General features: G+C 72.6%; 19 protein-coding genes. 4 read left to right on the top strand and 15 right to left on the bottom strand.

Going from position 1 to position 24,957, the window contains the following annotated elements; translation table 11 throughout:
- Positions 1-70: 70 nt before the first annotated feature.
- From ACGFZW_RS14020 to ACGFZW_RS14000, 5 genes are all read right to left on the bottom strand, one after another.
- On the bottom strand, positions 71-2,092 hold the full coding sequence (locus ACGFZW_RS14020) for an ATP-dependent DNA helicase (RefSeq protein WP_393893341.1): 2,022 nt from the start codon (positions 2,090-2,092) through the stop codon (positions 71-73).
- A 41-nt stretch (positions 2,093-2,133) separates the two neighbouring features.
- Complete coding sequence (locus tag ACGFZW_RS14015; RefSeq protein WP_393893340.1) at positions 2,134-3,900, bottom strand: IucA/IucC family protein; 1,767 nt, start codon at positions 3,898-3,900, stop codon at positions 2,134-2,136.
- Between the two features lie 177 nt (positions 3,901-4,077).
- Positions 4,078-4,779 (bottom strand): GNAT family N-acetyltransferase, encoded by a 702-nt coding sequence (locus ACGFZW_RS14010; protein WP_393893339.1) that lies wholly within the window; start codon positions 4,777-4,779, stop codon positions 4,078-4,080.
- A 104-nt stretch (positions 4,780-4,883) separates the two neighbouring features.
- On the bottom strand, positions 4,884-6,938 hold the full coding sequence (locus tag ACGFZW_RS14005; protein WP_393893338.1) for an IucA/IucC family protein: 2,055 nt from the start codon (positions 6,936-6,938) through the stop codon (positions 4,884-4,886).
- The gene (locus ACGFZW_RS14000) at positions 6,935-8,329 is read right to left on the bottom strand and encodes a diaminobutyrate--2-oxoglutarate transaminase family protein (protein ID WP_393893337.1); all 1,395 of its coding nucleotides are present in this window, start codon (positions 8,327-8,329) and stop codon (positions 6,935-6,937) included. The genes ACGFZW_RS14005 and ACGFZW_RS14000 overlap by 4 nt, the downstream gene beginning before the upstream one ends.
- Positions 8,330-8,608: 279 nt before the next feature.
- Here ACGFZW_RS14000 and ACGFZW_RS13995 point away from each other — a divergent pair, with 279 nt between their 5' ends.
- Positions 8,609-9,799 (top strand): trypsin-like serine peptidase, encoded by a 1,191-nt coding sequence (locus ACGFZW_RS13995; protein ID WP_393893336.1) that lies wholly within the window; start codon positions 8,609-8,611, stop codon positions 9,797-9,799.
- A 142-nt stretch (positions 9,800-9,941) separates the two neighbouring features.
- Here ACGFZW_RS13995 and hflX read toward each other — a convergent pair whose 3' ends face one another.
- The 6 genes from hflX to miaA all read right to left on the bottom strand — a co-directional run bounded on the left by hflX (position 9,942) and on the right by miaA (position 18,634).
- The gene (hflX, locus tag ACGFZW_RS13990) at positions 9,942-11,423 is read right to left on the bottom strand and encodes a GTPase HflX (protein ID WP_393893335.1); all 1,482 of its coding nucleotides are present in this window, start codon (positions 11,421-11,423) and stop codon (positions 9,942-9,944) included.
- A 329-nt stretch (positions 11,424-11,752) separates the two neighbouring features.
- Entirely contained in the window at positions 11,753-13,462 is a 1,710-nt protein-coding gene (locus ACGFZW_RS13985) for a M1 family metallopeptidase (protein ID WP_393893334.1), read from the bottom strand.
- Between the two features lie 111 nt (positions 13,463-13,573).
- Positions 13,574-15,916 (bottom strand): RelA/SpoT family protein, encoded by a 2,343-nt coding sequence (locus ACGFZW_RS13980; protein WP_393893333.1) that lies wholly within the window; start codon positions 15,914-15,916, stop codon positions 13,574-13,576.
- 218 nt (positions 15,917-16,134) lie between these two features.
- Positions 16,135-17,010 carry a diaminopimelate epimerase gene (gene dapF, locus ACGFZW_RS13975; RefSeq protein ID WP_393893332.1) on the bottom strand — a complete coding sequence of 292 codons (876 nt, stop codon included), beginning with the start codon at positions 17,008-17,010 and terminating at the stop codon, positions 16,135-16,137.
- An 82-nt stretch (positions 17,011-17,092) separates the two neighbouring features.
- Entirely contained in the window at positions 17,093-17,587 is a 495-nt protein-coding gene (locus ACGFZW_RS13970; protein ID WP_393893669.1) for a hypothetical protein, read from the bottom strand.
- A 108-nt stretch (positions 17,588-17,695) separates the two neighbouring features.
- Positions 17,696-18,634, bottom strand: a complete 939-nt coding sequence (miaA, locus tag ACGFZW_RS13965) for a tRNA (adenosine(37)-N6)-dimethylallyltransferase MiaA (protein WP_393893331.1) — start codon at positions 18,632-18,634, stop codon at positions 17,696-17,698.
- Positions 18,635-18,813: 179 nt separating this feature from the next.
- Between miaA and ACGFZW_RS13960 the strand changes: the two genes are divergently transcribed.
- Positions 18,814-19,140 (top strand): hypothetical protein, encoded by a 327-nt coding sequence (locus ACGFZW_RS13960; RefSeq protein WP_393893330.1) that lies wholly within the window; start codon positions 18,814-18,816, stop codon positions 19,138-19,140.
- Between the two features lie 55 nt (positions 19,141-19,195).
- Complete coding sequence (locus ACGFZW_RS13955; protein ID WP_393893329.1) at positions 19,196-19,468, top strand: antitoxin; 273 nt, start codon at positions 19,196-19,198, stop codon at positions 19,466-19,468.
- A gap of 149 nt (positions 19,469-19,617) precedes the next feature.
- Here the strand turns inward: ACGFZW_RS13955 and ACGFZW_RS13950 are convergent, their stop codons facing one another.
- Entirely contained in the window at positions 19,618-20,337 is a 720-nt protein-coding gene (locus ACGFZW_RS13950) for a class III extradiol dioxygenase subunit B-like domain-containing protein (RefSeq protein ID WP_393893328.1), read from the bottom strand.
- Between the two features lie 164 nt (positions 20,338-20,501).
- Positions 20,502-22,016: a tRNA (N6-isopentenyl adenosine(37)-C2)-methylthiotransferase MiaB gene (gene miaB / locus ACGFZW_RS13945; protein WP_393893327.1), complete on the bottom strand. Its 1,515-nt coding sequence runs from the start codon at positions 22,014-22,016 to the stop codon at positions 20,502-20,504.
- Positions 22,017-22,176: 160 nt separating this feature from the next.
- On the opposite strand from miaB, the gene ACGFZW_RS13940 reads away from it, so the two are divergent.
- Positions 22,177-23,175, top strand: coding sequence for a TAXI family TRAP transporter solute-binding subunit (locus ACGFZW_RS13940; protein ID WP_393893326.1), 999 nt, complete (start codon positions 22,177-22,179; stop codon positions 23,173-23,175).
- Between the two features lie 15 nt (positions 23,176-23,190).
- Here ACGFZW_RS13940 and ACGFZW_RS13935 read toward each other — a convergent pair whose 3' ends face one another.
- On the bottom strand, positions 23,191-24,546 hold the full coding sequence (locus tag ACGFZW_RS13935; protein WP_393893325.1) for a DEAD/DEAH box helicase: 1,356 nt from the start codon (positions 24,544-24,546) through the stop codon (positions 23,191-23,193).
- 145 nt (positions 24,547-24,691) lie between these two features.
- Complete coding sequence (locus ACGFZW_RS13930; RefSeq protein WP_393893324.1) at positions 24,692-24,895, bottom strand: cold-shock protein; 204 nt, start codon at positions 24,893-24,895, stop codon at positions 24,692-24,694.
- Positions 24,896-24,957: the final 62 nt, after the last annotated feature.

Raw genomic sequence — 24,957 nt, 5'->3', positions numbered from 1 at the left:
CGAGCCCCGGAACCACTGCGCCGGTTCCGGGGCTCAGTTCTGTCCCCGCTCGGTTCCCCCGCGCGTGGGGCTACTCCCCCGCCTCCGCCACGACCGCCGATCCGTCTGCCTCGGCCGTTGCCGGCTTCTCGGCAGTCTTCGCGGCCGCGTCGATGGCGGAGAGAGAGCGGCGGACCTGATTGCGGTCAGTCGTGTACCAAAAGTCCGGCATCGACTTCCGCAGGAACGAGCCATAACGGGCCCGCTCCACCCGCGGATCCAGGACCGCGACCACACCGCGGTCGCCGGTGGCACGGACCAGCCGCCCGGCGCCCTGCGCCATCAACAGCGCCGCATGGGTCGCCGCAACGGCCATGAAGCCATTCCCGCCGGCCTGCTCCACCGCCTTCTGCCTGGCGCTCATCAGCGGGTCGTCCGGCCGCGGGAACGGCACCCGGTCCATCACCACCAGCTGGCAGTTCGGCCCCGGCACATCCACGCCCTGCCACAGCGAGAGGGTGCCGAACAGACACGTACGGGCATCCGCGGCGAAGTGGCGGATCAGCTCGCCGAGCGTCTCCTCGCCCTGGAGCAGGATCGGCATGTCGAGGCGGCCGCGCAGCGCCTCGGCCGCTGCCTGCGCACCGCGCATCGACGAGAAGAGCCCGAGCGTTCGGCCACCCGCGGCCTCGACCAGCTCCGCCAGCTCATCGAGCATGTCCTCGCGGTTGCCCTCCCGGCCCGGCTGCGCCAGATGCTTGGCGACGTAGAGGATGCCTTGCCGGGAGTAGTCGAAGGGCGAGCCGACATCGAGGCCCTTCCAGACCGGGATGTCCTCGCCCTGGACGCCTTCGGGCGACAGGCCGAGCGAGGCACCGACGCCGTTGAAGTCGCCGCCCAGTTTGAGGGTGGCGGAGGTCAGCACGACGGAGCGGTCCGCGAAGAGCTTCTCCCGCAGCAGTCCGGACACCGAGAGCGGCGCCACCCGCAGGGACGCGCCGAAGCGGTCATGGCGCTCGTACCAGACGACGTCGTATTCGGAGCCGTTCGCGATGCGCTCGGCGACGGCGTGCACGTTCTCCACCGCGGCGAGGGCTTGTTTGCGGACGGCGTCCTCGTCCTGGACGGATTTGTCGCGGGTCGAGCCGAGCGCGGAGATGACCGTACGGGCGGCGTCGCGCAGGGCCATGAGGCAGTAGCCGAGGTCCTCGGGGACCTCCTCCAGGCGGCCGGGCAGCGCCAGCTCCATCAGCCGCTCGAAGGTCTCCGAGGCGGTCTGGAGCTGGTCGGCGGCCTTTTCGTTGACGAGCTTGGCGGCCCGGCGCACGGCGCGGTTGACCTGCCCCGGGGTGAGCTCACCGGTGGCGACGCCGGTGACCCGGGAGACCAGCTCATGAGCCTCGTCGATGATCAGCACTTCGTGCTGCGGGAGGACCGGGGCGCCCTCGATCGCGTCGATCGCGAGCAGCGCGTGGTTGGTGACGACGACATCGGCGAGCTTGGCCCGCTCCCGGGCGGCCTCGGCGAAGCACTCCGCGCCGTACGCGCACTTCGAGGCGCCCAGGCACTCCCGGGAGGACACCGAGACCTGGCCCCAGGCGCGGTCGGAGACACCGGGCGTGAGCGCGTCGCGGTCGCCGGTCTCGGTCTCGTCCGCCCAGTCCCGCAGCCGCAGCAGGTCCTTGCCGAGCTTGCTCGTGGGTGTCGCCTGCTCGAACGGATCGAAGAGGCCGTCCTCCTCTTCCTGCGGGACGCCTTCGTGCAGGCGGTGCAGGCAGAGGTAGTTCGAGCGGCCCTTGAGCATGGCGAACTCGGGCCGGCGGCGCAGCTGCGGATGCAGGGCGTCGACCGTACGGGGCAGGTCGCGCTCGACGAGCTGGCGCTGCAGCGCGAGGGTGGCCGTGGCGACGACCACGCGCTCGCCGTGGGCCAGCGCCGGCACCAGATAGCCGAGGGACTTGCCGGTGCCGGTGCCGGCCTGGACCAGCAGATGGGAATTGTCGTCCACGGCCTCGGCGACGGCCTCGGCCATCGCCACCTGGCCGGGGCGCTCGGTGCCGCCGACGGCGGTGACGGCGGCATGGAGCAGATCGGGGAGGGAGGGCTTCGTCATAGCGCTGCAAGCCTACGCGGGACCACTGACAGCCGGCCCGGTCACGGGGCGTGCAGGGGGTTGGGGACGGTGCCGTGCACGGCGGCGTGCGGGCGGTCGCTGCGGTCGCGGTAGCCGTCGACGTGAAGCCGGTTGCGGTTCAGGCACAGCCGCTCGATCCGGGGGGTGAGCAGGTCGAAGGTCTCGTGCCGCTCCTTGAGCCGGGGGAAGCGTTCGTGGTGGCGCAGGATCTCCGCCCTTACGAGTGACCAGAACTCCGCCTCGGGGACGCCCAGTTGCTCCTCGCACAGCGGTGCGAGGTAGCGGAAGACACCGACGAAGAGGCCGGAGTGGATGAACTGGGTCAGAAAGGCCGGCGGCTCGGTCAGCAGCACCGTGCGCACGTCGTCCGGCATGGACTGGTGCTCGGGCAGCGGCTGCGAGGTGGTGTTCACGTCGTCCACGAAGTCCTTGACCGCGAGCCGGGTGGGAACGTCGTGCGCGTCGAAGACGACGATGGCGTTCTCGCCGTGCGGGGAGAAGACCGTGCCGTACTGGTAGAGGAAGTGCAGCAGCGGGGGCAGCAGGGCGGCGAAGAGGCGGCGCAGCCAGTCCCGCGGCGCCAGCCCCGAGCGCCGCACCAGCTCCGCGGTCAGGGCGCGGCCCCGCGGATCGGTCTGCAGCAGCGAGGCGAGGGTGCGGGCGCGCTCGCCGGGGTCGAGGTGGCGGCTGACGGGCTCGCGCCAGATACAGCCGAGGAGCTCCTTGAACTGGTACGGGACGCCGGCGAGGCGGTCGTAGAGGGGGTGCTCGACGGTGACGGAGGCGGTCTCGCCGAGCAGGATCACCCGGGTCTCGTCGCGCAGGAAGGGGTCCTCGTCACGCAGGCCGTGGACCCAGCGGGTGACGGCGGGTGCGGCGAGGGTGCGTTCGGTGGGCAGTCCGCGCCAGACGAGGGTGTTGAGGATGGACAGCGGCAGCTTGACCGTGCGGGCCTGTGGGCGGCTGAGGTTGAGGAAGGTGCGGATCGACTGCTGCGGGAGCCGGAGGTCGTCGTCGCTCGGCAGTGCGATGAGGGAGCGGTCGGCGAGCTGCGGGGCGAAGAGCGGGGCGATGGTCTCGTCCCACTGCCAGGGGTGCACGGGGAGGTAGAGGTAGTCGTCGGGGTCGCCGCCCTGGTCGGTGACGGCGCGGGCGAAGGCGGCGCGGGTGGCGGGGGTGAGTTCCTCGGCGTAGAGGCGGTCGGGGGTGGCGAGGGCGGGGACACCCCGGTAGTGGGCGAGGCTGTGGTGCGCGGCGAGCCAGGGCAGCCGCTGCGGGGTGCGGGCCTCCGGGGCCCAGCGTTCGGCGTCGGCGGCGGAGAAGCCGAGCCGGCCCTTGTTCGCGACGAGCCAGGGGTGACCGGTCTGGTGGCCTTCGAGGGCGGCGTAATCGAGGTCGGCGAGGGCACCGGCGTCGACGGCGGTGGCGTCCAGGCGGGTGTCGGCGGCGAGGGTGGCGGTCAGCTCGCGGATGAGGTGGCCGGTGGTGTCGCCGCTGAGGTTCAGCACGGTGTCGTGGGCCTGTGCGAGGAAGTGCAGGGGGTCGGCGTGCGGGGTGATGGAGTCGGGGTCGACGCGCCAGTGGCCGTAGGCGCCGCGCCGGGCGCGGAAGCGGTAGACCAGGTCGTCGGTGACGGGCAGCCGGTAGCGGGGGGCGCCGTCCGGGGCGGTGCCGTCGGGCTCGGGGGTGAGGACTTCCTCGTACGCGAACTCCGACAGGGTCTTGGCGAAGAGGCGACGGGCGGCGTGCTGCCAGGCGCTGTGCGGGGGCTGGTGCGCAGGAGACAAGGCGGGACTCCTCTGAGCGGGACCGGCCCGGCTCGTGCGGGGACAGCAACCGGGGCGGCACGGTGGACAACGGCGATTGGAGGCGGATCCGGCGGAGAGGTGGACGGGGGGCGGAAGGCCGCGAGATGCGGCGGGGTCGGGAACGAGGACCGGGGCCGTCCGTGGACGGCCCCGGTCTCAGAGCTGGTGGCGGTGGGCGCGGTCGCGGATCATCAGTGCCGCGCGTTTGTCGGGCAGCTCGATCTCGTCGGCGTAGCGGAATCCCGCGCCGAGGAACGCGGCCACGGAAGGGATGTTGCGCAGATCGGGCTCGGCGATGACCCGTCCGCAGTGCGGCCGGTGGTCGAGGACGAGATCGGCGGTGGCGCGCAGCAGCGTCGTGCCGAGGCCGTGTCCGCGGTCACCACCGCCGCCGATGAGCAGGTGGATGCCGGTGTCCTGGGGCCGGGCCGGGTAGTAGCGGGCCACGGGGTCCAGGTCGGCGCGGTAGATCTCCCAGTAGCTCATCGGCACGCCGTCGAGCACACCGAGGCAGGGCACGCTCCGTCCGTCACCGCGGAGCTGAGCGCGGAGATGGTCCGCGGTGGTCTCCGGCGGCCCGGCCAGTTCCCAGAAGGCCGCGACTGCCGGATCGTTCATCCAGTCGGCGATCCGGTCGAGATCGCGCTCCAGCTGGACGGGGAGCAGTGCGAACGGCCCGGCCGGGGTGTCGGCCGGGCCCCAGCCCGCGAGGTTGTCGAGCAGCGGTCCGGCGGCCGGGGCGCCGGGTGGTGCCGGCGGCCGGGCTCCTGTGGCGAGCAACCTGTCCCATTCGGGCGGGAGTTGCCGGTCGAGGGTGTCGTCGGAGCTTGAGCTGAGGCCGGAATCGGTGTGTGTCACGGCGTCGCTCTCCTCTCGTGGCCGGGGCCGCGTGGCCTTGTGGGTCGCGGTGCGGCGGAGGCCGGGGCGGGTCCGGGGTCGGTGCCGGGCTGCGGTGGGCGCGGCTAGGGGGCCAGGGGGTTGGGCAGGGTTACGTAGACGGATTGGGTGTCGACGGGGCCGACGAGCTCATCGAGGCCGTGCAGCCGGGTGGCGAGGTTGGCCTTGCAGCGCAGGGTGCGGGCTGTCAGCAGGTGTTCGGGCAGTGTGGAGCGGTGCCCGCGGGGGGCAGCCGCGGCGTCGGCGAGGAAGCGGCGGAAGGCGGCGAGCAGGATTTCCTCGCGGACCATGCGGTGCGCGCCGAACGCCCCGATGAGGCCGAGGACGTTGTTGATGCCGAGGTAGTAGGCGAACCGTTCGTCGGTGACATCGTCGGCGACGAAGGTGTCGCTGGTCGCGCCGATGCCGGGCAGCCTCCGCTGGAGGTCCGCCCGCCGGGACTCGCGGAAGTAGTAGCCCTGGTTGTCGCGGTAGCGGCCGCCGACGGGCCAGCCGTCGGGGTCGAGCAGCACCAGGGTGTTCTGCTGGTGGGCTTCCAGGGCCACACCGGCCGTGCCGTCGAGCCACAGCACGGGCCGTACGACGGCTTCGAGGTAGCGCAGGAACCACTCGGTGGCGACCGCGCCGAGGCTGCGGCCGGTGCGGACGCCAAGGGCGCTGACGAGACCGGCGAGCCGGGAGCGCATCCCCGGCTGACCGGGCCAGGGCCTCGGCGAGGTGAGCCCGGCGATGCAGACGGCGTCGTCGGTGGTGGTGAACGGGTTGTGGCGGATGACGACATCGAGCCCTTGGACGGGGGTGCCGTCGGCGCCGTCGACGGCGACGAAGGCGGGGTCGCGGACGATGTCGAAGCCGGGGTGGACGGTCTGCCACTGCTCGGCGAGGCCGGTGCGCAGCAGCCGGTGGACCTCGACGCCGCGCTCCAGTTCCTTGCGGAGGTTCTCCCGGCGGGAGTTGGTGATGCGCAGGCCGAGGGAGAGCTTGAGCATGGCGTCCGCGTCGGGGCGGTAGACCGTGCGGACCGAGGAGGTGGGGTGCCAGTGGGGGCCGCGGGGGCCCAGGTCGTGCAGCAGGCCGGCGTCGCGGAGGGCTGCGACGTCCGGGCGATCGGCGAGTTCGCGTGCCTGCCAGGGGTGCAGGGGCAGGGGGACGGTGCCGTCGGGGAGGGGGAGGACGTCTCCGGCGAGGCGGGTGGTGAGCTGCTCGGCGGTGACGGGCTTGCCGCGTTCGGTCCAGGCGGAGTCGGTGGCGAGGACGGAGCGGTGCACGGCCACCCAGTGGAGCGGGAAGGCGCCGCGCAGTTCGGGCGAGTAGGCGCGGGTCTCGGCGTCGGTGAGGCCCTCGCGGCTCTTGGGTGTGGGGTGCAGCGGGTGGCCGAAGAGCAGCGACTGTTCCGCTTCGAGGAAGAGCGATCCGTGGTCGTCCGCGGGTTGGGCTCGCCGGTCGGCGACGAAGACGGCGGTGCTGCGGACGGAGTTGGCGACCCGGCCGATCAGCTCGGCGCCGTCGCCGTCGGGCACCTGTGGCCGACCGTCCGGGTCCGGCCGCGCGGCGCCGTCCGGGTCAGCCGGTTCTGCGTCCGCCCCAGGGGCGCCGCCGTGGGCGGCCCGGCATTCGCCGCCGTACGCGGCTTCGCGGCGCAGCAGCGCGGCGAGGGTGACGGCGTCCAGGGGCGCGGCGTCCTCGGGGGCGCTTTCGAGTGCGGGGGCGCCGAGGCGGTGCCAGCCGGTAGGTGACCAGTAGCGGACGGGAACGAGCAGGGCGCTCGCGCTGGCGTGCAGCGGGAGGCGCAGCCGGCTGCCGGCCGGGGGGTGGGTGCCGTTCTCGCGGATCCAGCAGCGCAGGAGGTTCTCGATGCCCGCGGCGTCGGCGGCGACGGCCGGGTCGGGGTGGTCCAGGGGGTCACCGTGGAGGAGGGTGTCGCCGGGGAGGAAGCCGGCGCCCGGTGCCGTGGCGGGGGTGCTGGTCCGGTGGAGCGCTTCCTCGGCAGGCAGGTGGCAGGGGGTGTTCGCGGGGCGCCGTTGCTGGCGCGGGACCGACTCGATCGTGCCCGCGCCCTGGGGGTGGGCGGGGAGCCGCTCGGCGGCCTGGATGCCGTCGGGGCCGGGGCGTTCGTTCATCGGGAGGTGCCTCGCATTGTCGTGGGGGAGGTGCCCGTCGGCGCGGGAATGGTGCGGACCGCCGCCGCGATGGCGTCGGTGAGGCGGTCGAGGATCGCGTCCGCCTGCTCGTCGGTGATGGTCAGGGGCGGCAGCAGCCGGACGACGGTGGACTGTCTGCCGCCCAGCTCGACGATCAGACCGCGGTCGAGGCAGGCGCTCCGGACGGCGACCGCGAGCGTGGGGTCCGCGGGGCGCGCGCCGGTGGCGTCGGCGTCGGCGTCCCGGTCGACGAGTTCGACGCCGAGCATCAAGCCGCGGCCCCGGACATCGCCGATGCAGTCATGGGCCGTGGCGAGTTGAGCGAGCCGGGCGAGCATCCGGGCGCCCAGCTCCCCGGCGCGCCGGTCGAGGCCGTTCTCGCGGACGTGCGCGAGGGTGGCCCGGCCCGCGGCCATGGCGAGCTGGTTTCCGCGGAAGGTGCCGGCGTGGGCACCGGGCTGCCAGGTGTCCAGGTCCGCGCGGTAGACGATGACCGCGAGCGGAAGGCTGCCGCCGATCGCCTTCGACAGGACGAGTACATCGGGCACGATCCCGCTGTGTTCCATTGCCCAGAAGGTGCCGGTCCTCCCGACGCCGGTCTGCACCTCGTCGACGATCAGCGGGATCCCGCGCGCGGCGGTGACATCCCGCATCCGGCGCAGCCAGTTGTCCGGGGCGGGGATCACGCCGCCCTCCCCCTGGACCGGTTCGAGGATCATCCCGGCCGGGCGGGGTACTCCGCTCTTCTGGTCGTCGAGCAGGCTCTCCGTCCAGCGCGCGGAGAGTTCGGCGCCGCGCTCGCCGCCGATCCGGAAGGGGCAGCGGTAGTCGGAGGGGTAGGGCAGACGGGTCACCGCGGTGGTCCGTGCGCCCCCGGAGGCGGCGAGCGCCCCCTCCGTCATGCCGTGGTAGGCCCCGGAGAAGGCCATCAGGCCCTCCCTGCCGGTCGCGGTGCGGACGAGGGTGAAGGCCGCCTCGACGGCGTCCGTGCCGGCCGGTCCGCAGAACTGGATGCGGCCGTTCTCCGCCAATTCCCGCGGCAGGGTGGCGAAGAGTTCGGTGGTGAAGGCGTCCTTGACGGGGGTGGCCAGGTCGAGGGTGTGCAGCGGCGCGCCTGAATCGAGGACGGCGCGGATGGCTTCGAGCACCACGGGGTGGTTGTGCCCGAGCGCCAAGGTGCCGGCGCCGGAGAGGCAGTCGAGGTAGCGCCGGCCGTCGGCGCCCTCGATGGTCAGTCCCCGGGCCCGTACCGGGACGATGGGCAGCGAGCGCGCGTAGGTGCGGGCAGCGGACTCACGCAGGGACTGTCGGCGCAGGATCCCCTCGTGGGACGACGGCGTGGCCGCCGGTGCTGTTTCGGTCAACGCCACGGCAGTTGTGACCTCCTGCTGATCTGCTCCTGGATGCCGCGGGCCCGTTTCGGGCAGCCCGGCTCTCCCCCGTACGTACCAACGACGGCACCAGCGGAGGATCACGGTCGAGCACAAGATCTCTGCCGCGGGAACCGGGGACCCGGGTGCCGCCGTCCCCTTCGGCACCGGCATAGTGGGGTGCTGCGCCGGGCTCTTTAAGGTTCATGACAAGACGAAACGGCGCACTCATCCCGTTTCACCGAAGCGCAGTTCGAATTCATCAGGGGGAGCTCACCCATGCGATCCATACGTCGGCCAGTCCTGGCCGCGGCCGCCCTCACCGCCGTACTGGCGATGACCGCAACCGCCTGTGGGCCGGAAGGTGGCCAGGCGGACGCCAAGGCCACCGAGTCCGCGGCTCAGGACACCACGGGCGGAGGTGAGATCAAGATCCCCCAGGAGATCCAGGACAAGCTCAAGGAGCACGGATTCGACCTGGACAAGTGGAAGAACGGCGAGTGGAAGAACTGGGACCGGGACAAGTGGCTCCGTGAGGCCGGGGAGTTCATCAACCCGATCATCAAGGACTTCTGGAACCCGGACAAGATCGACAAGGTCAAGCCGCCCAAGGACCCGAGCAAGCCGGAGGACATCTCCGAGGACCAGGGCAAGACCGACCCCGAGCCCGCCGCGGTCCCCGCTCAGCCCGTCAAGACCCCGTACACCTCCACCGCTCCCGGCGTCGGCCTGCTGCTCTTCAGCACCCCCGAGGGCGAGTCGCGTTGCTCGGCAACGGTCGTCAAGGACCCGGCGCACCCCGGCAAGTCCAACCTGGTGTGGACCGCCGCGCACTGCGTGCACGCCGGCAAGAACGGCGGCTGGTACCGCAACATGATGTTCGTCCCGAACTTCAACCGGACGGGCCAGACCGCCGACAAGATGAAGACCACGCCCTTCGAGGACCGCGTCCCGTCGGGCAAGTGGTGGGCCGATGACATGGCGACGTCCAACCAGTGGATCAAGGCCGGCGGCGCCGTTCCCGGTGTGCCGATGGCCCCGTACGACTTCGCCCTGATGCACGTGAAGCCGGAGAACGGCACCGGCGGCAAGTCCCTGGAGGAGGTCGCCGGCGGTGCGTACGACGTCGAGTTCAACGCCCCGGCGATGAACAAGATCCCGAGCCTGACCGCTCAGGGCTACCCGGCCGAGGCGCCGTTCGACGGTGCCGTGCAGCAGCAGTGCACCGACAGGCCGACCCGCCTGTCGATGGACGCGCAGAAGCCGACCATGTACCGCATCGGCTGCACCATGACCGGTGGCTCCTCCGGTGGCCCCTGGTTCATCAAGGGCCAGGACGGCAAGCCGGTGCTGGTCTCCAACATGTCGATGGGGCCGCGTCCGGCCCGCTGGTCGGCCGGCCCGCACCTGGGCCCCGAGGCCAAGGCCATCTTCGACGCGATGAGCAAGCGCTGGGCCGCCAAGGGCTGATGCCCTGACGGTGGTGTGGTGCCGGGTTCCGGCGCCGCACCACCGGCCCATGAACGAGGCCCGCCCCCGGAAGACCGGGGGCGGGCCTCGCTCGTTTGCGCCCTGGGCCGCGCCCCCAGGGGACACGGCTCCTGGGGCGTCACTACGCCGCGGGTACGAACGGCCGGAATTCGGCGGCCAGCTCCTGGTGGACGCGCGCCTTGAGAACCGTGCCCTCCGCGGTGTGCTCCTCGGAGAGGACCTCGCCCTCGGCGTGCGCCCGCGAGACCAGGGCGCCCTGGGTGTAGGGCACCAGCGCCTCGATCTCGACCTCGGGGCGCGGCAGTTCCTCGTCGAGGAGTTCGAGCAGCTCCGTCAGGCCCTGGCCGGTACGGGCCGAGACGACGAGGGCGTGCTTCTCCTGCCGCAGCAGACGCTGGAGCACCAGCGGATCGGCGGCGTCCGCCTTGTTGACGACGACGATCTCGGGCACGTCCGTCGCGCCGACGTCCCGGATCACCTCGCGCACGGCCGCCAGCTGCTCCTCCGGCACCGGATGCGAGCCGTCGACGACGTGCAGGATGAGATCGGAGTCCCCGACCTCCTCCATCGTGGAGCGGAACGCCTCGACGAGGTGGTGCGGCAGATGCCGTACGAAGCCGACGGTGTCGGCGAGGGTGTAGAGGCGCCCGCTGGGCGTCTCGGCCCGCCGGACGGTCGGGTCCAGGGTGGCGAACAGGGCGTTCTCCACCAGCACACCGGCGCCGGTGAGACGGTTGAGCAGCGAGGACTTGCCGGCGTTGGTGTAGCCGGCGATGGCGACCGAGGGGACCTTGTTGCGCCGGCGTTCCTGGCGCTTGATGTCCCGGCCGGTCTTCATCTCCGCGATCTCCCGGCGCATCTTCGCCATCTTCTCGCGGATCCGGCGCCGGTCCGTCTCGATCTTGGTCTCACCGGGGCCACGGGTGGCCATACCGCCGCCGCTGGCTCCACCGCCGCCCATCTGCCGGGACAGCGACTGACCCCAGCCGCGGAGCCTGGGCAGCATGTACTGCATCTGCGCCAGGGCGACCTGCGCCTTGCCCTCCCGGGACTTGGCGTGCTGGGCGAAGATGTCGAGGATCAGGGCGGTCCGGTCGACCACCTTGACCTTGACGACGTCCTCCAGGTGGATGAGCTGGCCCGGGGAGAGCTCACCGTCGCACACCACGGTGTCCGCCCCGGAATCGAGCACGATGTCGCGCAGCTCGAGCGCCTTGCCCGAACCGATGTAGGTGGCCGGGTCCGGCTTGTCACGACGCTGGACGACGCCGTCGAGCACCAGGGCGCCGGCGGTCTCCGCCAGGGCGGCGAGCTCGGCGAGGGAGTTCTCCGCGTCCTGCACCGTCCCCGAGGTCCAGACGCCGACGAGCACGACACGCTCCAGACGGAGCTGTCGGTACTCGACCTCGGTGACGTCTTCGAGCTCGGTGGAAAGGCCCGCCACGCGACGCAGCGCCGCGCGCGCCGAGCGGTCGTACTGGTCGCCGTCACGCTCCCCGTCGATCTCGTGGCTCCAGGCGACGTCCTCTTCCATCAGGGCGTCGGCCCGAAGGCTCTCGGGGAGGCGCTGCCGGTCCTGCGGAAGGGAAGAAGAGGAGGTCATTTGATCCTTTGTGTCGTTGGGAGTCCTCGATGGGGGCCTGCCGGTCCCACTGGGACTGTCGGTGATGACAACGTCCGAGCCGCCCGGGAGATTCCCCGGACACATCGGCGTCGACCCGATGATGGTCGCACGACCGGTGAAGCCCGTCACGCGGGTTTTCCGGTGATTTCCGGGCCCGGCGCGGCCCACGCGCCCCGGAAGGCCGCCCTCCGAGGGACGGCCCCCGGCCCGGGGCGGACGGGCACACCGGTCACAGCGGGTGAGCAGTCGCGTGGCGCGGCTGCGACGGCCGCTCCGGACTGCCCCCGCACGGCTTCGCGCGGGGCCCCTCAGGACGGCTTCCCCGCGTCCCTGAGCGACGGCTTGTCCGTTTGGACCGGGCCGCCGGTCGGCTTCTGCGCCTCCGGCCGGTCCGCGGCGGGCTTCGGCGCCTCCGCCCGGTCGGTATCGGGCTTCGGGGCCTCGGTCGGCGCCTCCGGCGCCGCGGCCGCCGTGGGCGACTGGCTCTTCCAGCTCGGTTCGCCCGGCATCGGCGGCGTCTTCGCCGCGTACAGCCACGACCGGAAGAAGCCCGCGAGGTTCTGACCGGCGATGTCGGAGGCCAGGGCAATGAAGTCGGCGGTACCGGCGACGCCGTCACGGTGCCGCGCGACCCAGGTGCGCTCCAGGCGGTCGAAGGCGGTGGGTCCGATCTTCTGTCGCAGGGCGTACAGCACCAGCGCGCTGCCGTCGTAGATGACCGGGCGGAAGATGCTGATCTTCTTACCGGGGTCCGGCGGCTTGGGCGACGCGGGCGGTCCTCCGGCGGCGCGCCAGCGGTCGGACAACTCGTACGCCCGGCGCATCCGCGTCTCCAGGGAGGCCGCCTTGCCGCCCTTCTCCTGCGCGAAGAGCGCCTCGTACCAGGTGGCGTGCGACTCGTTGAGCCAGACGTCGGACCAGCGGTGCGGGCTGACGCTGTCACCGAACCACTGGTGGGTCAGCTCGTGCACCATCACCGACTCGACGTACCAGGCGGGCAGCCGGTCGGTGGTGAACAGGCCCTTCTCGAAGAGCGAGAGGGTCTGGGTCTCCAGCTCGAAGCCGGTCTTGGCGTCCGCGACCAGCACCCCGTATGTCTCGAACGGGTAGCGGCCGATCCTGCGCTCCATCCAGGCCAGGTGTCCCGGGGTCTTGGCCAGCCAGGGCGCGAGGGCGGCGCGGTCGGCGGTCGGTACGACGTCGCGCACCGGCAGGCCGTGCGGTCCGCGGCGGCGCAGCACGGCGGAGGTGCCGAGGGAGACCTGCGCCAGCTCGGTGGCCATGGGGTGCGCGGTGCGGTACGTCCAGGTCCGGCGTGGGCCGGGGTCCCCCTTCTCGGCCCGCTCCCCCACCGGCTTCCCCACCGGTTCTCCGTTGGCGACGGCCGTCACGCCCTGGGGCGCGGAGATGTGGAAGGTGAAGAACGCCTTGTCGGAGGGGTGGTCGTTGCAGGGGAATACGCGGTGCGCGGCATCGGCCTGGTTCGCCATCGCCAGCCCGTCGGTGGTACGGATCCAGCCGCCGTCGCTCTTGTCGCCCGGGTCGCTGGTGTGCCGGATGGCGATCCGCAGCTCCTCCCCCCGAAGGACGGGCACGAGCGGGGTGACCACGAGGTCCTCGCCGTGCTGCTCGTGCTGCGCGGGGAGGCCGCCGACCACGACCGAGGAGACGCTCCCCCGGGCGAAGTCGAGGTTGATCCGGTCGAGGTCGCCGGTGGCCCGGGCGGTGATGTCGGTGACGGCGTTCAGGGGCCGGTCGTTGTGGCCGGAGTAGTCCAGGGAGATGTCGTAGGACGTGACGTCGTAGCCGGGGTTGCCGAGCATGGGGAAAAGGCGGTCGCCGATGCCGAGCGGCCCCGGGCCTGGAGGTACGGCCGCACCGAGTGTGGCGGCGGCCGCCAGCCCGAGTGCGGCGGCACGGCGGGCGGCCCGCGAGGCGATCCGGCCGCGCGGGGCACGGGTCAGGCCGCGGGCGGGGCGGTCGGGGTCTCGGGACGGGCGACGCGAGCGAAGGGACATGGGTTACCGCTATCAGCGCGGCCGCCCCGCCCGTGGACGGCGCGGCACCACGGCACCCGAACGGGCGGTGGTTGGTGTCGTCCGGCTTACGCCCGCGCGCCTCGTGATCGTTCAGCGACGCGCCGCGGCGGCCTGCCTGGCGCGGCCCGCCCGCAACACGTCGAAGACGCCGGGTACTTGACGCATCGCGCGCATCAGCGCCGGCAGCCCGGCGGCATTGGGGAGTTGCAGCGTGTAGGTGTGGCGCACCCGCTGCTCATGCGGGGGTTCGACGGCGGCGGAGACCACGGCCGCGCCCTGCGAGGCGATCACTTCGGTGAGGTCGGCCAGCAGGTGGGGCCGGCTGAATGCCTCGGCGAGGAGCGTCACCCGGCAGCCGTGGCCGGTCTTGCCCGCGCCACGCCATCGCACGCCGACCGGTTGGCGGCCCGTCGCCGCCATCCGCGCCACGACGGGGCACAGCGCGCGGTGCACGGTGACCGTGCCGCCCCGGACGGCGAAGCCGGTGACGGTGTCCGGCGGCACCGGGGTGCAGCAGCCGGCCAGCCGCAGGGCCGCGCCGGGCAGATCCGCCACCGCGAGCACGGAGGCCGGGGTGGCCGGGGACCGCCAGGAGGGACCGTCGTCCGGGGAGTTCCGGAGAGCGTCGCCCTGTCCTGCTTCGGCGTCATCGGCGGCGTGCGCACCGCAGTCCGCGAGGGCGCCGCCCAGGGCCTGGTGCGAGGCCGAGCGGTCCGAGCGCTCAAGGTCCGGGCCCTCACGGTCGGTGCGCGAGAGGCCTGCCGGCCCCGTGGCCCGTGGGCCGGGCCTGCCGCCCGCCGACAGCGGCTCCGCCAGCCAGCGGGCGATGGCGAGCCGGGCGGCGGGCGTACGGGCGTGGTCGAGCCACTCCGGCGAGGGGCCTGTCGCGGAGTCGGGCGCCATCAGCAGGTGCAGGCTGTCGCCGTCGTGCAGGACGGTGGAGAGGGTGGCGAGGCGGCCGTTGACCCGGGCGCCGATGCAGCAGTGCGCGGCCTCGCCGTGCCGGGCGTAGGCGGCGTCCACACAACTCGCCCCGGCGGGCAGTCCGATGGCGCCTCCCAGACCGCCCGGCTCCCCCTCCGTCGCGCCGGCGGACAGCCCGTCCGACAGGCCGTCGGCGCAGAAGACCGTGATCTCCCGGTCCTGTGCGAGGTCGTCGCGCAACGAGGTCCAGAAGGTGTCGGGGTCAGGGGTCGTCCGCTGCCATTCCAGCAGCCGGGAGAGCCAGCCGGGGCGGGTCGGGTCGGCCCGCTCTCCGTCGGGTGCGTCCGCGCCGTCCGTGGGCGTGTACGGGTTGCCCAGGGCGATCACTCCCGCCTCGGCGACCCGGTGCATCTGGTGCGTACGGATCAGCGTCTCGGCGATCTCCCCGGCCGCGCCGGTGATGGCGGTGTGCAGCGATTGGTAGAGGTTGAACTTGGGGGCCGCGATGAAATCCTTGAACTCCGAGACGACCGGGGTGAAACAGGTGTGCAACTCACCGAGCACGGCGTAGCAGTCGGCGTCCTCCGCGACGAGCACCAGCAGCCGCCCCAGGTCCGCGCCGGTGACCTCGCCGCGCCCCAGCAGGACTCGGTGCACGGACACCAAGTGCCGGGCGAACACATGGACTTCGGCCTCGATTCCGGCGTCGTGCAGGGTGCTGCGTACCCGGTCGGCGATGGTGGCGAGAGGGTCCGGCCGACCGGCGTGTTCGAGCACCATACGGCGGGTGGTGGCGTGTTCCTCGGGGTGCAGGATCCCGAAGACCAGGTCCTCCAGCTCGCTCTTGAGCGCCTGGACGCCGAGGCGTTCGGCGAGCGGGATCAGCACATCGCGGGTCACCTTGGCGATCCGGGCCTGTTTCTCGGGGCGCATCACGCCGAGGGTGCGCATGTTGTGCAGCCGGTCGGCGAGCTTGATGGACATCACCCGGACGTCGTTTCCGGTGGCGACGAGCATCTTGCGGAAGGTCTCCGGCTCCGCCGCCGCGCCGTAGTCGACCTTCTCCAGCTTCGTCACGCCGTCGACGAGGTAACAGACCTCGGCGCCGAACTCCGCTCGCACCTGATCGAGCGTCACCTCGGTGTCCTCGACGGTGTCGTGGAGCAGCGAGGCGGTCAATGTCGTGGTCTCCGCGCCCAGTTCGGCGAGGATCAGCGTCACGGCGAGGGGGTGGGTGATGTACGGCTCGCCGCTCTTGCGCATCTGGCCGCGGTGCGAGGACTCGGCCAGCACATAGGCCTTGCTCAGGATGTCGAGGTCGGCGTCCGGATGGTGTCCGCGGTGCACCTTGGCGACATGCTCCAGGGCGTGCGGGAGGCCGTCACGGGGGGTCGGACCGAGGAGCGCGGCGCGCCCGATCCGGCGCAGCCCCCGCACATCGAGACGGGGGCGGCCGCGCTTGCGGCCCGCTGCTTCAGGAATACCAGGGTTAGTGGCCTCTGCGCTCATGGGCACCTCCGGCAGCGTCGACCGGCGGTTGGGCGCCGTCAGTTCGGACGTCCGGGCCGGTGCTTGATGCTACCGAGCCCATCACGCACCGCTGCCCGCCTCTCGCTCAGCGTGAAACGGATCACCCATTCGAGCGAAGAAGACCGCTGTAACCGTGTCCCGCGAAGACCCCCCGGCTGTCGCTCAGGGGCGTTCGTAGGGGCCCGCGATGAGGTGCGTCAGGCCGCGGAGGCGGACAGCCAGTCCGGCTCGAAGGTGCCTTCGGCGACGATCACGGCCGGGCCCGTCATCTCGACGGTGCCGTCCGGCAGCTCGGTGATCGAGAGGCTGCCGCCGAGCACATCGACGGTGTACGTGACGGGAGTCCCGGTCTCCGAGGGGTCCACGCCGTCCCGGCGCGCGGTGGCCACGGCGACCGCGCAGGCGCCGGTGCCGCAGGAGCGGGTCTCGCCCGAGCCGCGCTCGTGCACGCGCATCGCCACGTGCCGCGGGCCGCGGTCGGCGACGAACTCGATGTTCACGCCGTCGGGATAAACCGCCGCTGGGCTGAACGGCGGAACGCTCAGCAGGTCACCGGCGTGGGCCAGGTCCTCGACGAACGCGACGGCGTGCGGATTGCCCATGTTCACGTTGCGGGCCGGCCAGCTGCGGCCGTCCAGGGTGACCTCGACGCCCTCAGCGGGCAGCTCGGCGCGGCCCATGGAGACGGTGACGTCGCCGGTCTTGGCGACGTGCACGCGGCGGATGCCGGCGCGGGTGGCGATCGCGATGTCGCCCGCCTCTGCCAGCCCCGCGTGCAGCAGGTAGCGCGCGAAGACGCGGACGCCGTTGCCGCACATCTCGGCGATCGAACCGTCGCCGTTGCGGTAGTCCATGAACCACTCGGCCTCGCCGGCCAGCGCGCGTGCCTCGGGGTGTGCGGCGGACCGTACGACGCGGAGCACGCCGTCGCCGCCGACACCGGCCCGGCGGTCGCAGATCCGGGCGACCGCGGCCGCGGACAGGTCGAGCCGGCCGTCGGGGTCGGGAACGATCACGAAGTCGTTCTCGGTGCCGTGGCCCTTGAGGAAGGTGATGCGCTGTGCGGTGGTCACCCTTGAATCGTACGGGGGTGGCGGGGCGATCGGCGCGGGCGGGGCACGGGCGCCGCGAGGGGCGGCCGGGTCCCGGCACGCGTCAGCGCAGGCGGGCCACGCGCAAGATGGCGAGAGCGGCCAGGACGGTCACCATCGCGGTGTAGATCAGGACGACGCGCCAGTCGGTGCGCCGTCCGGAACCGCGGACCGGAAGTCCGGGCCAGGTGTGGCCCACCCGGCGGGCGGCCATCATGCCCCAGCCCGCTGCGCAGCAGCACAGCAGCAGACCGAGCATCGCGATCACCGCGCCACCGTCGCCGCCGAGCTCGAATGCCAGCGGGAAGGCGAACATCAGCGAGCCGACGGCCGCGAGCACCACGATCGGCGCGAGCTGCCACAGTCGCAGTCTGCGCGGCGGGCGCAGCTCCCGGAAGGACGCGCCGTCCTCGGCGGGAGCGTCGTCCGCGTCCGGGCCGTCGGAGTCGTCCAGCGCGGCCTGCTCGGCCATGCCGTCCGGACCGTCCGCGGTCAGCGGTGCCGCGTCGGCGCCGTCGCGGTCCGGCTGTTGCGCTCCGTTACGAGGGCCGGCCTTCATTGCCACGCGCCCTCCCCACTGCAGATTGCACGCCTCGATCGAAGGTCGATGATGACACGCCCTCAGGGGGCCGGATGACGGCCGGAGCGTCCCGATGCCATGACGTGATCAGGCTGTGACCGGTCGTTCGAGCAACGCCAGCGCCTGCCCGGGAAGTTCCGCCCTGCGGTCCGCGGCGCCGCTCAGCCAGTGGACGCGCGGGTCCCGGCGGAACCACGAGTCCTGACGGCGCGCGAAGCGCTTGGTGGCGCGCACCGTCTCCTCGCGCGCGGCCTGCTCGGTGCACTCTCCGGCCAGCTGGGCCAGTACCTGCTGGTAGCCGAGCGCGCGGGAGGCCGTACGGCCCTCGCGCAGCCCCTCGCCCTCAAGGCGGCGCACCTCGTCGACCAACCCGGCCTCCCACATGCGGTCCACCCGCAGCGCGATCCGCTCGTCCAGTTCGGGGCGCTCGACGTCGACGCCGATCTGCAGGGTGTCGTAGACCGCTTCGTGGCGGGGCAGGTTGGCGGTGAAGGGACGGCCGGTGATCTCGATGACCTCCAGGGCGCGCACGATGCGGCGGCCGTTCCCGGCCAGGATCGCCCGGCCCGCCTCGGGGTCGGCGGCGGTGAGCCGGGCGTGCAGGGCTCCGCTGCCCAGCTCCGCCAGCTCGGCCTCGAGCCGGGCGCGCACCTCCGGATCGGTGCCGGGGAAGTCGAGGGCGTCGATGGCGCCGCGGACGTACAGGCCGGAGCCGCCGACGAGGACCGGGGTGCGGCCCTCGGCGAGGAGACGGTCGATCTCGGCGCGCGCCAGCTGCTGGTACTCGGCGACGCTGGCGGCGCGGGTCACGTCCCAGATGTCGAGGAGGCGGTGCGGGATGCCCTGCTGCTCGTCCGGGGTGAGTTTGGCGGTGCCGATGTCCATGCCCCGGTAGAGCTGCATGGAGTCGGCGTTGATGACCTCGCCTCCCAGGTGCCGGGCGAGCGCGACGCCCAGATCGGACTTTCCGGCAGCGGTGGGGCCGACGACGGCGATGACCCGCGGAGCGGGAACGGCGGTGTTCACCCCGTCAGTCTCGCAAACATCACGCCGCCCTCTCGAACGAGCGACGTGACGGGCCACCGATGGGGTCGTTGCCCTTTCGAGGTCCCGAGAGCCGGTGCACGACCGGCGCCCGCGGGCGGCGCAATGGGACGCTCCGGGTGACGCGGGATTTCACCTGAATGCGTAAGGTAGGAGCAGATATGGGTGTGTTCTCCCGGTTTCGCCGCCGCCGGACCGATGCGGCGACGGAGGAAGCAGCAGAGGTGAGGGCGGAAGGCTCGTCGCCCGCCGATTCCGCCGGCCCGGCGGACGACGCCGAGGGCAGCGGGGCCGCGCAGGCCACCGAGGCGTCCTCGGAGTCCGTCGGCACCCCGGAGGCCGCCGCGCCGGCGGAGGTGTCCGGTGAGACCGACACGGCGGATGAGCCGGGTACGGACGGGGCGATCGGGGCGGCCGCCGCGGGCGCGGAGATTCCTCGCCAGCAGTCGGTGGCGGACAGCGAGACCGACAAGGGTGCCCGGAAGTAATTCCGGCGTCGAAACGGTTCACAAGCTTCGGCAGCAGGGAGAAGGGGGCGCCGTCATGGGCCTGAAGGAGAATCTCAAGACCGGTGCCGACCACCTGAAGGGCCGGGCCGGCGACTTCGCGCAGCAGCACCACGACAAGATCGAGTCCGGTCTTGAGAAGGCCGCGAAGACGGTCGACGAGAAGACCAAGGGCAAGTACAGCAGCCGGATCCGTTCCGGCACCGGCAAGGCCAGGCACGCGCTGGAGCGGCTCTCGGAGCAGGCGGAGCATTCGCACGGCCCGGGACCCGCGAAACGCGCCCAGTGGCCCGACAGCGGGCCTTCCTGAGGCAGTGAGCAGGTCTTGGCGCGGGGAGCCGCGCCGCAGCTGGTGCACGGCACGTGCAGACGGCGACGGCCGCGAGGTGAATCACCTCGCGCCCGTCGCCGTCTGTTTCTGCGGACGACCGGATCCGCTCTCGCAGCAGCCCTGGGCGGCTAGGACCACGTCGCCACGAAGTAGCCGACGCCGTACGGCGCCTCCTCGCGCAGCAGCCGCCCCTGGAGCCCCGCGCCCTGGGCCGCGCCGGCCAGCACCTGCCAGCAGGCCCTCCCGGACGCCCGGAGGTCGAAGGCGAGCTCCTCGTCGAGCGCGGTCAGCGCGGCGATATCGGCGGCTCCCAGCGCGCGGGCGGCCCCCGCGTCGAAAGCCTCGGCACGCTCGTCGAAGTATCCCGGTGCCTTCACCGACCGGCAGGCGCTGCCGTCCCCCATCACCAGGAGCGCGACCCGTGCCGCGGAGGCGGCGATCTCGCGGCCGACCGGCAGGCAGCGGTCCCGGGTCAGCGGCTCTCCGACCCCCAGGCCCTCGACGGGGGCGTCCGCCCACTCCGTACGCGACAGCAGCCAGGCGCCGACGGTCAGCGACGGCGGGAGTTCCCGCTCGACCCTGGGGGACCCGGGGGACACAGCTCCCAGTGGCACCTCCAGCTCCACCCCGAAGCCGCGGAAGGAGCCGACGGCGCCCTGCGGGTGGGGGCCGCGGCCCGTCTGTTCGGCCGGTCCTATGACGATCAGCCGGTCCGGCCTGGCCGCGGCGAGCACGCCGACCGCGTCGAAGGAGGCGGCGCGCAGCGCCTCCAGCTCGGGGGCGGCACCGGCGGCGACCTCCGGGACGAGCAGCGGTGGGCAGGGGCAGATGGCGGCGGCTACGAGCATGCCACGCAGCGTAACGTCCAGGATGCGGGTCACTCGCCCCGCCTGCGGTTTTGCCTTCCGCCGTAGGCCGCACCGGCCCCCGGATGGCGCGCTCCGTCATCCGCGGCGGGGCAGCCGGCCAGGGCGGCTTGACCCGAGGATCAGGTCGCCCTGGCGAGGAGCGGTCAGTCGCAGCCGCAGCCCGACGTGGGGGCGGGGGCGGGCGCCGGGGCGCCGATGGTGGGCAGGCCGAGCAGCACGCCCTGGGGCTTCTCGGTCGGGGCGGCGTTGCGCTTCTCCCAGGCGTCACCGGCGCGGGTGCGGCGCACCGTCCGGGTCGCGCCCTCGGCGAGGAGGTGGTGCGGTGCGGCGTAGGTGATGTCGACGGTCACCATGTCGCCGGGGCGCACCGGCTCCTCGGGGCGGGTGAAGTGGACGAGGCGGTTGTCGGGAGCCCGGCCGGACAGCCGGTGGGTGGCGTCGTCCTTGCGGCCCTCGCCCTCGGCGACCATGACCTCCAGGGTGCGGCCGACCTGCTTCTTGTTCTCCGCCCAGGAGATTTCCTCCTGGAGGGCGACGAGGCGCTCGTAGCGCTCCTGGACGACCGCCTTGGGGATCTGGCCGTCCATGTCGGCGGCGGGCGTCCCCGGGCGCTTGGAGTACTGGAAGGTGAACGCCTGGGCGAAGCGGGACTCGCGGACGGTGTGCAGCGTCTGCGCGAAGTCCTCCTCGGTCTCCCCCGGGAAGCCGACGATGATGTCGGTGGAGATGGCGGCGTCGGGCATCGCCGCCCGCACCTTCTCGATGATGCCGAGGAAGCGCTCCTGGCGGTAGGAGCGGCGCATGGCCTTGAGGACCGAGTCGGAGCCGGACTGCAGCGGCATGTGGAGCTGCGGCATGACGTTGGGGGTCTCGGCCATGGCAGCGATGACGTCGTCGGTGAAGTCACGCGGGTGCGGGGAGGTGAAGCGCACGCGCTCCAGGCCCTCGATGGCGCCGCAGGCGCGCAGCAGCTTGCTGAACGCCTCGCGGTCACCGATGTCGGAGCCGTAGGCGTTGACGTTCTGGCCGAGCAGGGTGATCTCGCTGACGCCCTCGGCGACCAGCGCCTCGACCTCGGCGAGGATGTCGCCGGGCCGGCGGTCCTTCTCCTTGCCACGCAGCGCCGGGACGATACAGAAGGTGCAGGTGTTGTTGCAGCCGACCGAGATGGAGACCCAGGCCGCGTAGGCGCTCTCGCGGCGGGTGGGCAGGGTGGAGGGGAAAGCCTCCAGCGATTCGGCGATCTCGACCTGTGCCTCTTCCTGGACGCGCGCACGCTCGAGCAGCACCGGCAGCTTGCCGATGTTGTGCGTTCCGAAGACCACGTCGACCCAGGGGGCCTTCTTGACGATGGTGTCGCGGTCCTTCTGGGCGAGGCAGCCGCCGACGGCGATCTGCATGCCCGGCCGGGCGGCCTTCTTCGGGGCGAGCTGCCCGAGGTTGCCGTAGAGCCGGTTGTCGGCGTTCTCGCGCACGGCGCAGGTGTTGAAGACGACCACGTCGGCACCTTCGGCGTCCTTGGGCGCGGGGACGTATCCGGCGTCCTCCAGCAAGCCCGACAGCCGCTCGGAGTCGTGGACGTTCATCTGGCACCCGTAGGTGCGGATCTCATAACTGCGCTTGACGCCCACTGCCTGGCTCCGGTCACTGCTGCTCATGCGTCAAGGGTAGGCGGTGTCCGGAGTGCCTCCCGACTCCGGAGCGGACTGCGCGGACCCGGGGCCCGCGGGCCGCACGGAAGGCACGACGGGCGGCCGGGAGCCGTGCGGCAGCGGCACCCCCTCCCATTCGGGCGTCACTGCTGGCAGGATCCCGCCCATGGTCTCCGCACTCCCCCGCGCCTTCGGCCGCCGGGCCCTCCAGCTGACCGTCGCGGCATCGGTCGCGCTCGGCATGCTGCTGTGGTGGCTGCTGTCGACGGGCGCTGAGCCCTCCCCCGGCGGGAAGGTGACGCTTGCGACCGGGGTGCCGACCGGGGTCTATGCGCGCTACGGGGAACTGCTGAAGCAGGACATGGCCCGTGACATGCCGGAGGTCGACCTGCGGCTGGCCCGCAGTGAGGGGTCCATAGACAACCTGCGGCAGCTGGTCGCCGGGCGCGCGGGGTTCGCCATCGCGACGGCCGACGCGGTGTCGACGTACCGCAGCAGGGGCGAGCCCGGCGCCGCACGGCTGCGGGCCTGCGCCCGGCTGTACGACGACTACATGCAGCTGGTCGTGCCGAAGGACTCCCCGGTCCGCTCGACCAAGGAGCTGCGCCGGCTGCGGGTCGGTGTCGGGGCGGACGGCTCGGGCGTACAGCTGATCACCCGTCGGCTGCTGGAGGCGGCGGGGCTGGACTTCGACAAGGACATCGAGCCGGTGCGGGTCGGCATCGACCGGATGCCGGGGCTGCTGGAGCGCGGTGAGCTGGACGCCTTCTTCTGGTCGGGCGGACTGCCGACGACCGCGGTACAGCACCTGGCGCAGCGGTTCCCGGTCCGCCTGGTGCAGCTCGGTGACCTGAGCCCGGCGCTGCACCGGCAGGGCGAGCGCACGCGCTACTACCGGGCGGCGGTGATGCCCGCCGACGCCTATCCGCGGGTCCAGGACGGGCAGGCGGTGAAGACCATCGCGGTGGCCAATCTGCTGGTGACGACGGACCGGGCGGATGCCGCGCTGACCGAGGGCATCACCCGGACCGTCATCGACAGCCGCGACCGGATCGGCCGGGAGGTGCACGCCGCGCAGAAGGTGGACCTGCGGACGGCGGTCTTCACCGATCCGCTGGCGCTGCATCAGGGCGCCCGGCGCTATTACGTGTCGGTCAAGCCCTGACGCGGCGCCCCCGGGTCAGGTCCGCTGCGTCCCGGCGGAGCGGCGGGCGGGCCTGCCGCGGCGGGGACGGCGCCTGCCGCCGTTGCCCGCGGCGCCGGCGGACGCCGCCGTGGCGGGCGCGGCGGCCACGATCGGGACGCCGTTCGGCGTGCGGGCGCCGGTGATCCGTATCAGCTCGGTGTCGCCGGGGGCGACCTCGGCGGTGCCCGGGCTGATCTGCGCCTGCCGCATCAGCCGGGTCATGTCCCGGCGCTGGCCGGGCGTGACGAGGGTGACGACGGTGCCGGACTCGCCGGCCCGTGCGGTGCGGCCGCCGCGGTGCAGATAGTCCTTGGCCTCGGTCGGCGGATCGACGTTGACGACCAGGTCGAGGCCGTCGATGTGGATTCCGCGGGCGGCGACGTTGGTGGCGATCAGCGCCGAGGCGTCGCCGGTGCGGAACTGCTCCAGCGTGCGCGTGCGCTGCGGCTGGGACTTGCCGCCGTGCAGCGCGGCGGCGCGTACGCCTTGGGCGAGCAGGTGCTTGGTCAGCCGATCGGCGCCGCGCTTGGTGTCGACGAACATGATCACGCGGCCCTCGCGGGCGGCGATCTCGGTGGCGGTGGCGCGCTTGTCGACGTCGTCCACGTACAGGACGTGGTGGTCCATGGTGGTGACCGTCGCGGCCGACGGGTCGACGGAGTGGGTGACCGGGTCGGTCAGGAAGCGGCGGACGAGCTTGTCGACATTGCGGTCCAGGGTGGCGGAGAACAGCATGCGCTGGCCGTTCGGGTCGACCTTCTCCATCAGCCGGGTCACCTGCGGCAGGAAGCCCATGTCGGTCATCTGGTCGGCCTCGTCGAGGACGGTGACGGCGACCTGGTCGAGCTTGCAGGCGCGGCGGTCCAGCAGGTCGGCGAGCCGGCCGGGGGTGGCGACCAGCACCTCGGTGCCCTTGCGCAGGGCATCGACCTGACGGGTGATCGAGGTGCCGCCGACGACGGTGGCGGTACGCAGTTCCAGTGCGGCCGCGTACGGCGCGAGCGCCTCGGAGACCTGGCCGGCCAGTTCGCGGGTGGGGACGAGCACCAGCGCCAGCGGGCGCTTGCTCACTGCGCGCTTGCCGGCGGTGCGGTGGAGCATCGCGAGCCCGAAGGCGAGGGTCTTGCCGGAGCCGGTGCGTCCGCGGCCGAGCACGTCCCGGCCCGCGAGGGTCGCGGGGAGGGTGGCGGCCTGGATGGGGAACGGCTCGGTGACGCCCTGCGCACGCAGCGCGGAGAGGAGGGCCGGTGCCAGCGGCAGCTCGTCGAAGGAGCCGGCGGGCGTAGGAGGAGACGTCGGTGCGGACGTCTGCGGGACGGCGCTCTGTCGCGGTGCGGTCGCTCGTGTCACTGAAGGCCCTTCAGGGGAGGCACTGGTGGGTCGTCACGATCTCGCACGTCGTGACGCGTACGTCACGCTCCGGCGTCCGTACACACGGGACGGGGCCCGCACCGGCCTGCCGGTGCGGGCCCCGTCCGCGAGACGCGGGGGTGCGTCAGGCGGGGATGATGTTCTCCGCCTGCGGGCCCTTGGGGCCCTGGGTCACGTCGAACGAGACCTTCTGGCCCTCCAGCAGCTCACGGAAGCCCTGAGCCTGGATGTTCGAGTAGTGGGCGAAGACGTCCGGGCCGCCGCCGTCCTGCTCGAGGAAGCCGAAGCCCTTTTCCGAGTTGAACCACTTCACGGTGCCAGTAGCCATTTTTTTCTCCTTCATGGGGCAAACCGGAGACCGCACTTCGCGGCCTCCATGTCGCCGAGATG

Source organism: Streptomyces sp. NPDC048248 (assembly GCF_043201875.1).
In the GTDB taxonomy this organism is placed as follows: Bacteria; Actinomycetota; Actinomycetes; order Streptomycetales; family Streptomycetaceae; genus Streptomyces.
Note: the sequence above shows the minus strand (reverse complement) of the source record. Positions and strands in the feature narration are given on the sequence as shown.

What these genes read in the sequence shown, in the direction of transcription:
- ACGFZW_RS14020 (WP_393893341.1), bottom strand. Translation starts at nt 2,092, where the DNA reads ATGACGAAGCCCTCCCTCCCCGATCTGCTCCATGCCGCCGTCACCGCC.
- ACGFZW_RS14005 (WP_393893338.1), bottom strand. Translation starts at nt 6,938, where the DNA reads ATGAACGAACGCCCCGGCCCCGACGGCATCCAGGCCGCCGAGCGGCTC.
- ACGFZW_RS13995 (WP_393893336.1), top strand. Translation starts at nt 8,609, where the DNA reads ATGCGATCCATACGTCGGCCAGTCCTGGCCGCGGCCGCCCTCACCGCC.
- hflX (WP_393893335.1), bottom strand. Translation starts at nt 11,423, where the DNA reads ATGACCTCCTCTTCTTCCCTTCCGCAGGACCGGCAGCGCCTCCCCGAG.
- ACGFZW_RS13985 (WP_393893334.1), bottom strand. Translation starts at nt 13,462, where the DNA reads ATGTCCCTTCGCTCGCGTCGCCCGTCCCGAGACCCCGACCGCCCCGCC.
- ACGFZW_RS13980 (WP_393893333.1), bottom strand. Translation starts at nt 15,916, where the DNA reads ATGAGCGCAGAGGCCACTAACCCTGGTATTCCTGAAGCAGCGGGCCGC.
- ACGFZW_RS13970 (WP_393893669.1), bottom strand. Translation starts at nt 17,587, where the DNA reads ATGAAGGCCGGCCCTCGTAACGGAGCGCAACAGCCGGACCGCGACGGC.
- ACGFZW_RS13960 (WP_393893330.1), top strand. Translation starts at nt 18,814, where the DNA reads ATGGGTGTGTTCTCCCGGTTTCGCCGCCGCCGGACCGATGCGGCGACG.
- ACGFZW_RS13955 (WP_393893329.1), top strand. Translation starts at nt 19,196, where the DNA reads ATGGGCCTGAAGGAGAATCTCAAGACCGGTGCCGACCACCTGAAGGGC.
- ACGFZW_RS13950 (WP_393893328.1), bottom strand. Translation starts at nt 20,337, where the DNA reads ATGCTCGTAGCCGCCGCCATCTGCCCCTGCCCACCGCTGCTCGTCCCG.
- miaB (WP_393893327.1), bottom strand. Translation starts at nt 22,016, where the DNA reads ATGAGCAGCAGTGACCGGAGCCAGGCAGTGGGCGTCAAGCGCAGTTAT.
- ACGFZW_RS13940 (WP_393893326.1), top strand. Translation starts at nt 22,177, where the DNA reads ATGGTCTCCGCACTCCCCCGCGCCTTCGGCCGCCGGGCCCTCCAGCTG.
- ACGFZW_RS13930 (WP_393893324.1), bottom strand. Translation starts at nt 24,895, where the DNA reads ATGGCTACTGGCACCGTGAAGTGGTTCAACTCGGAAAAGGGCTTCGGC.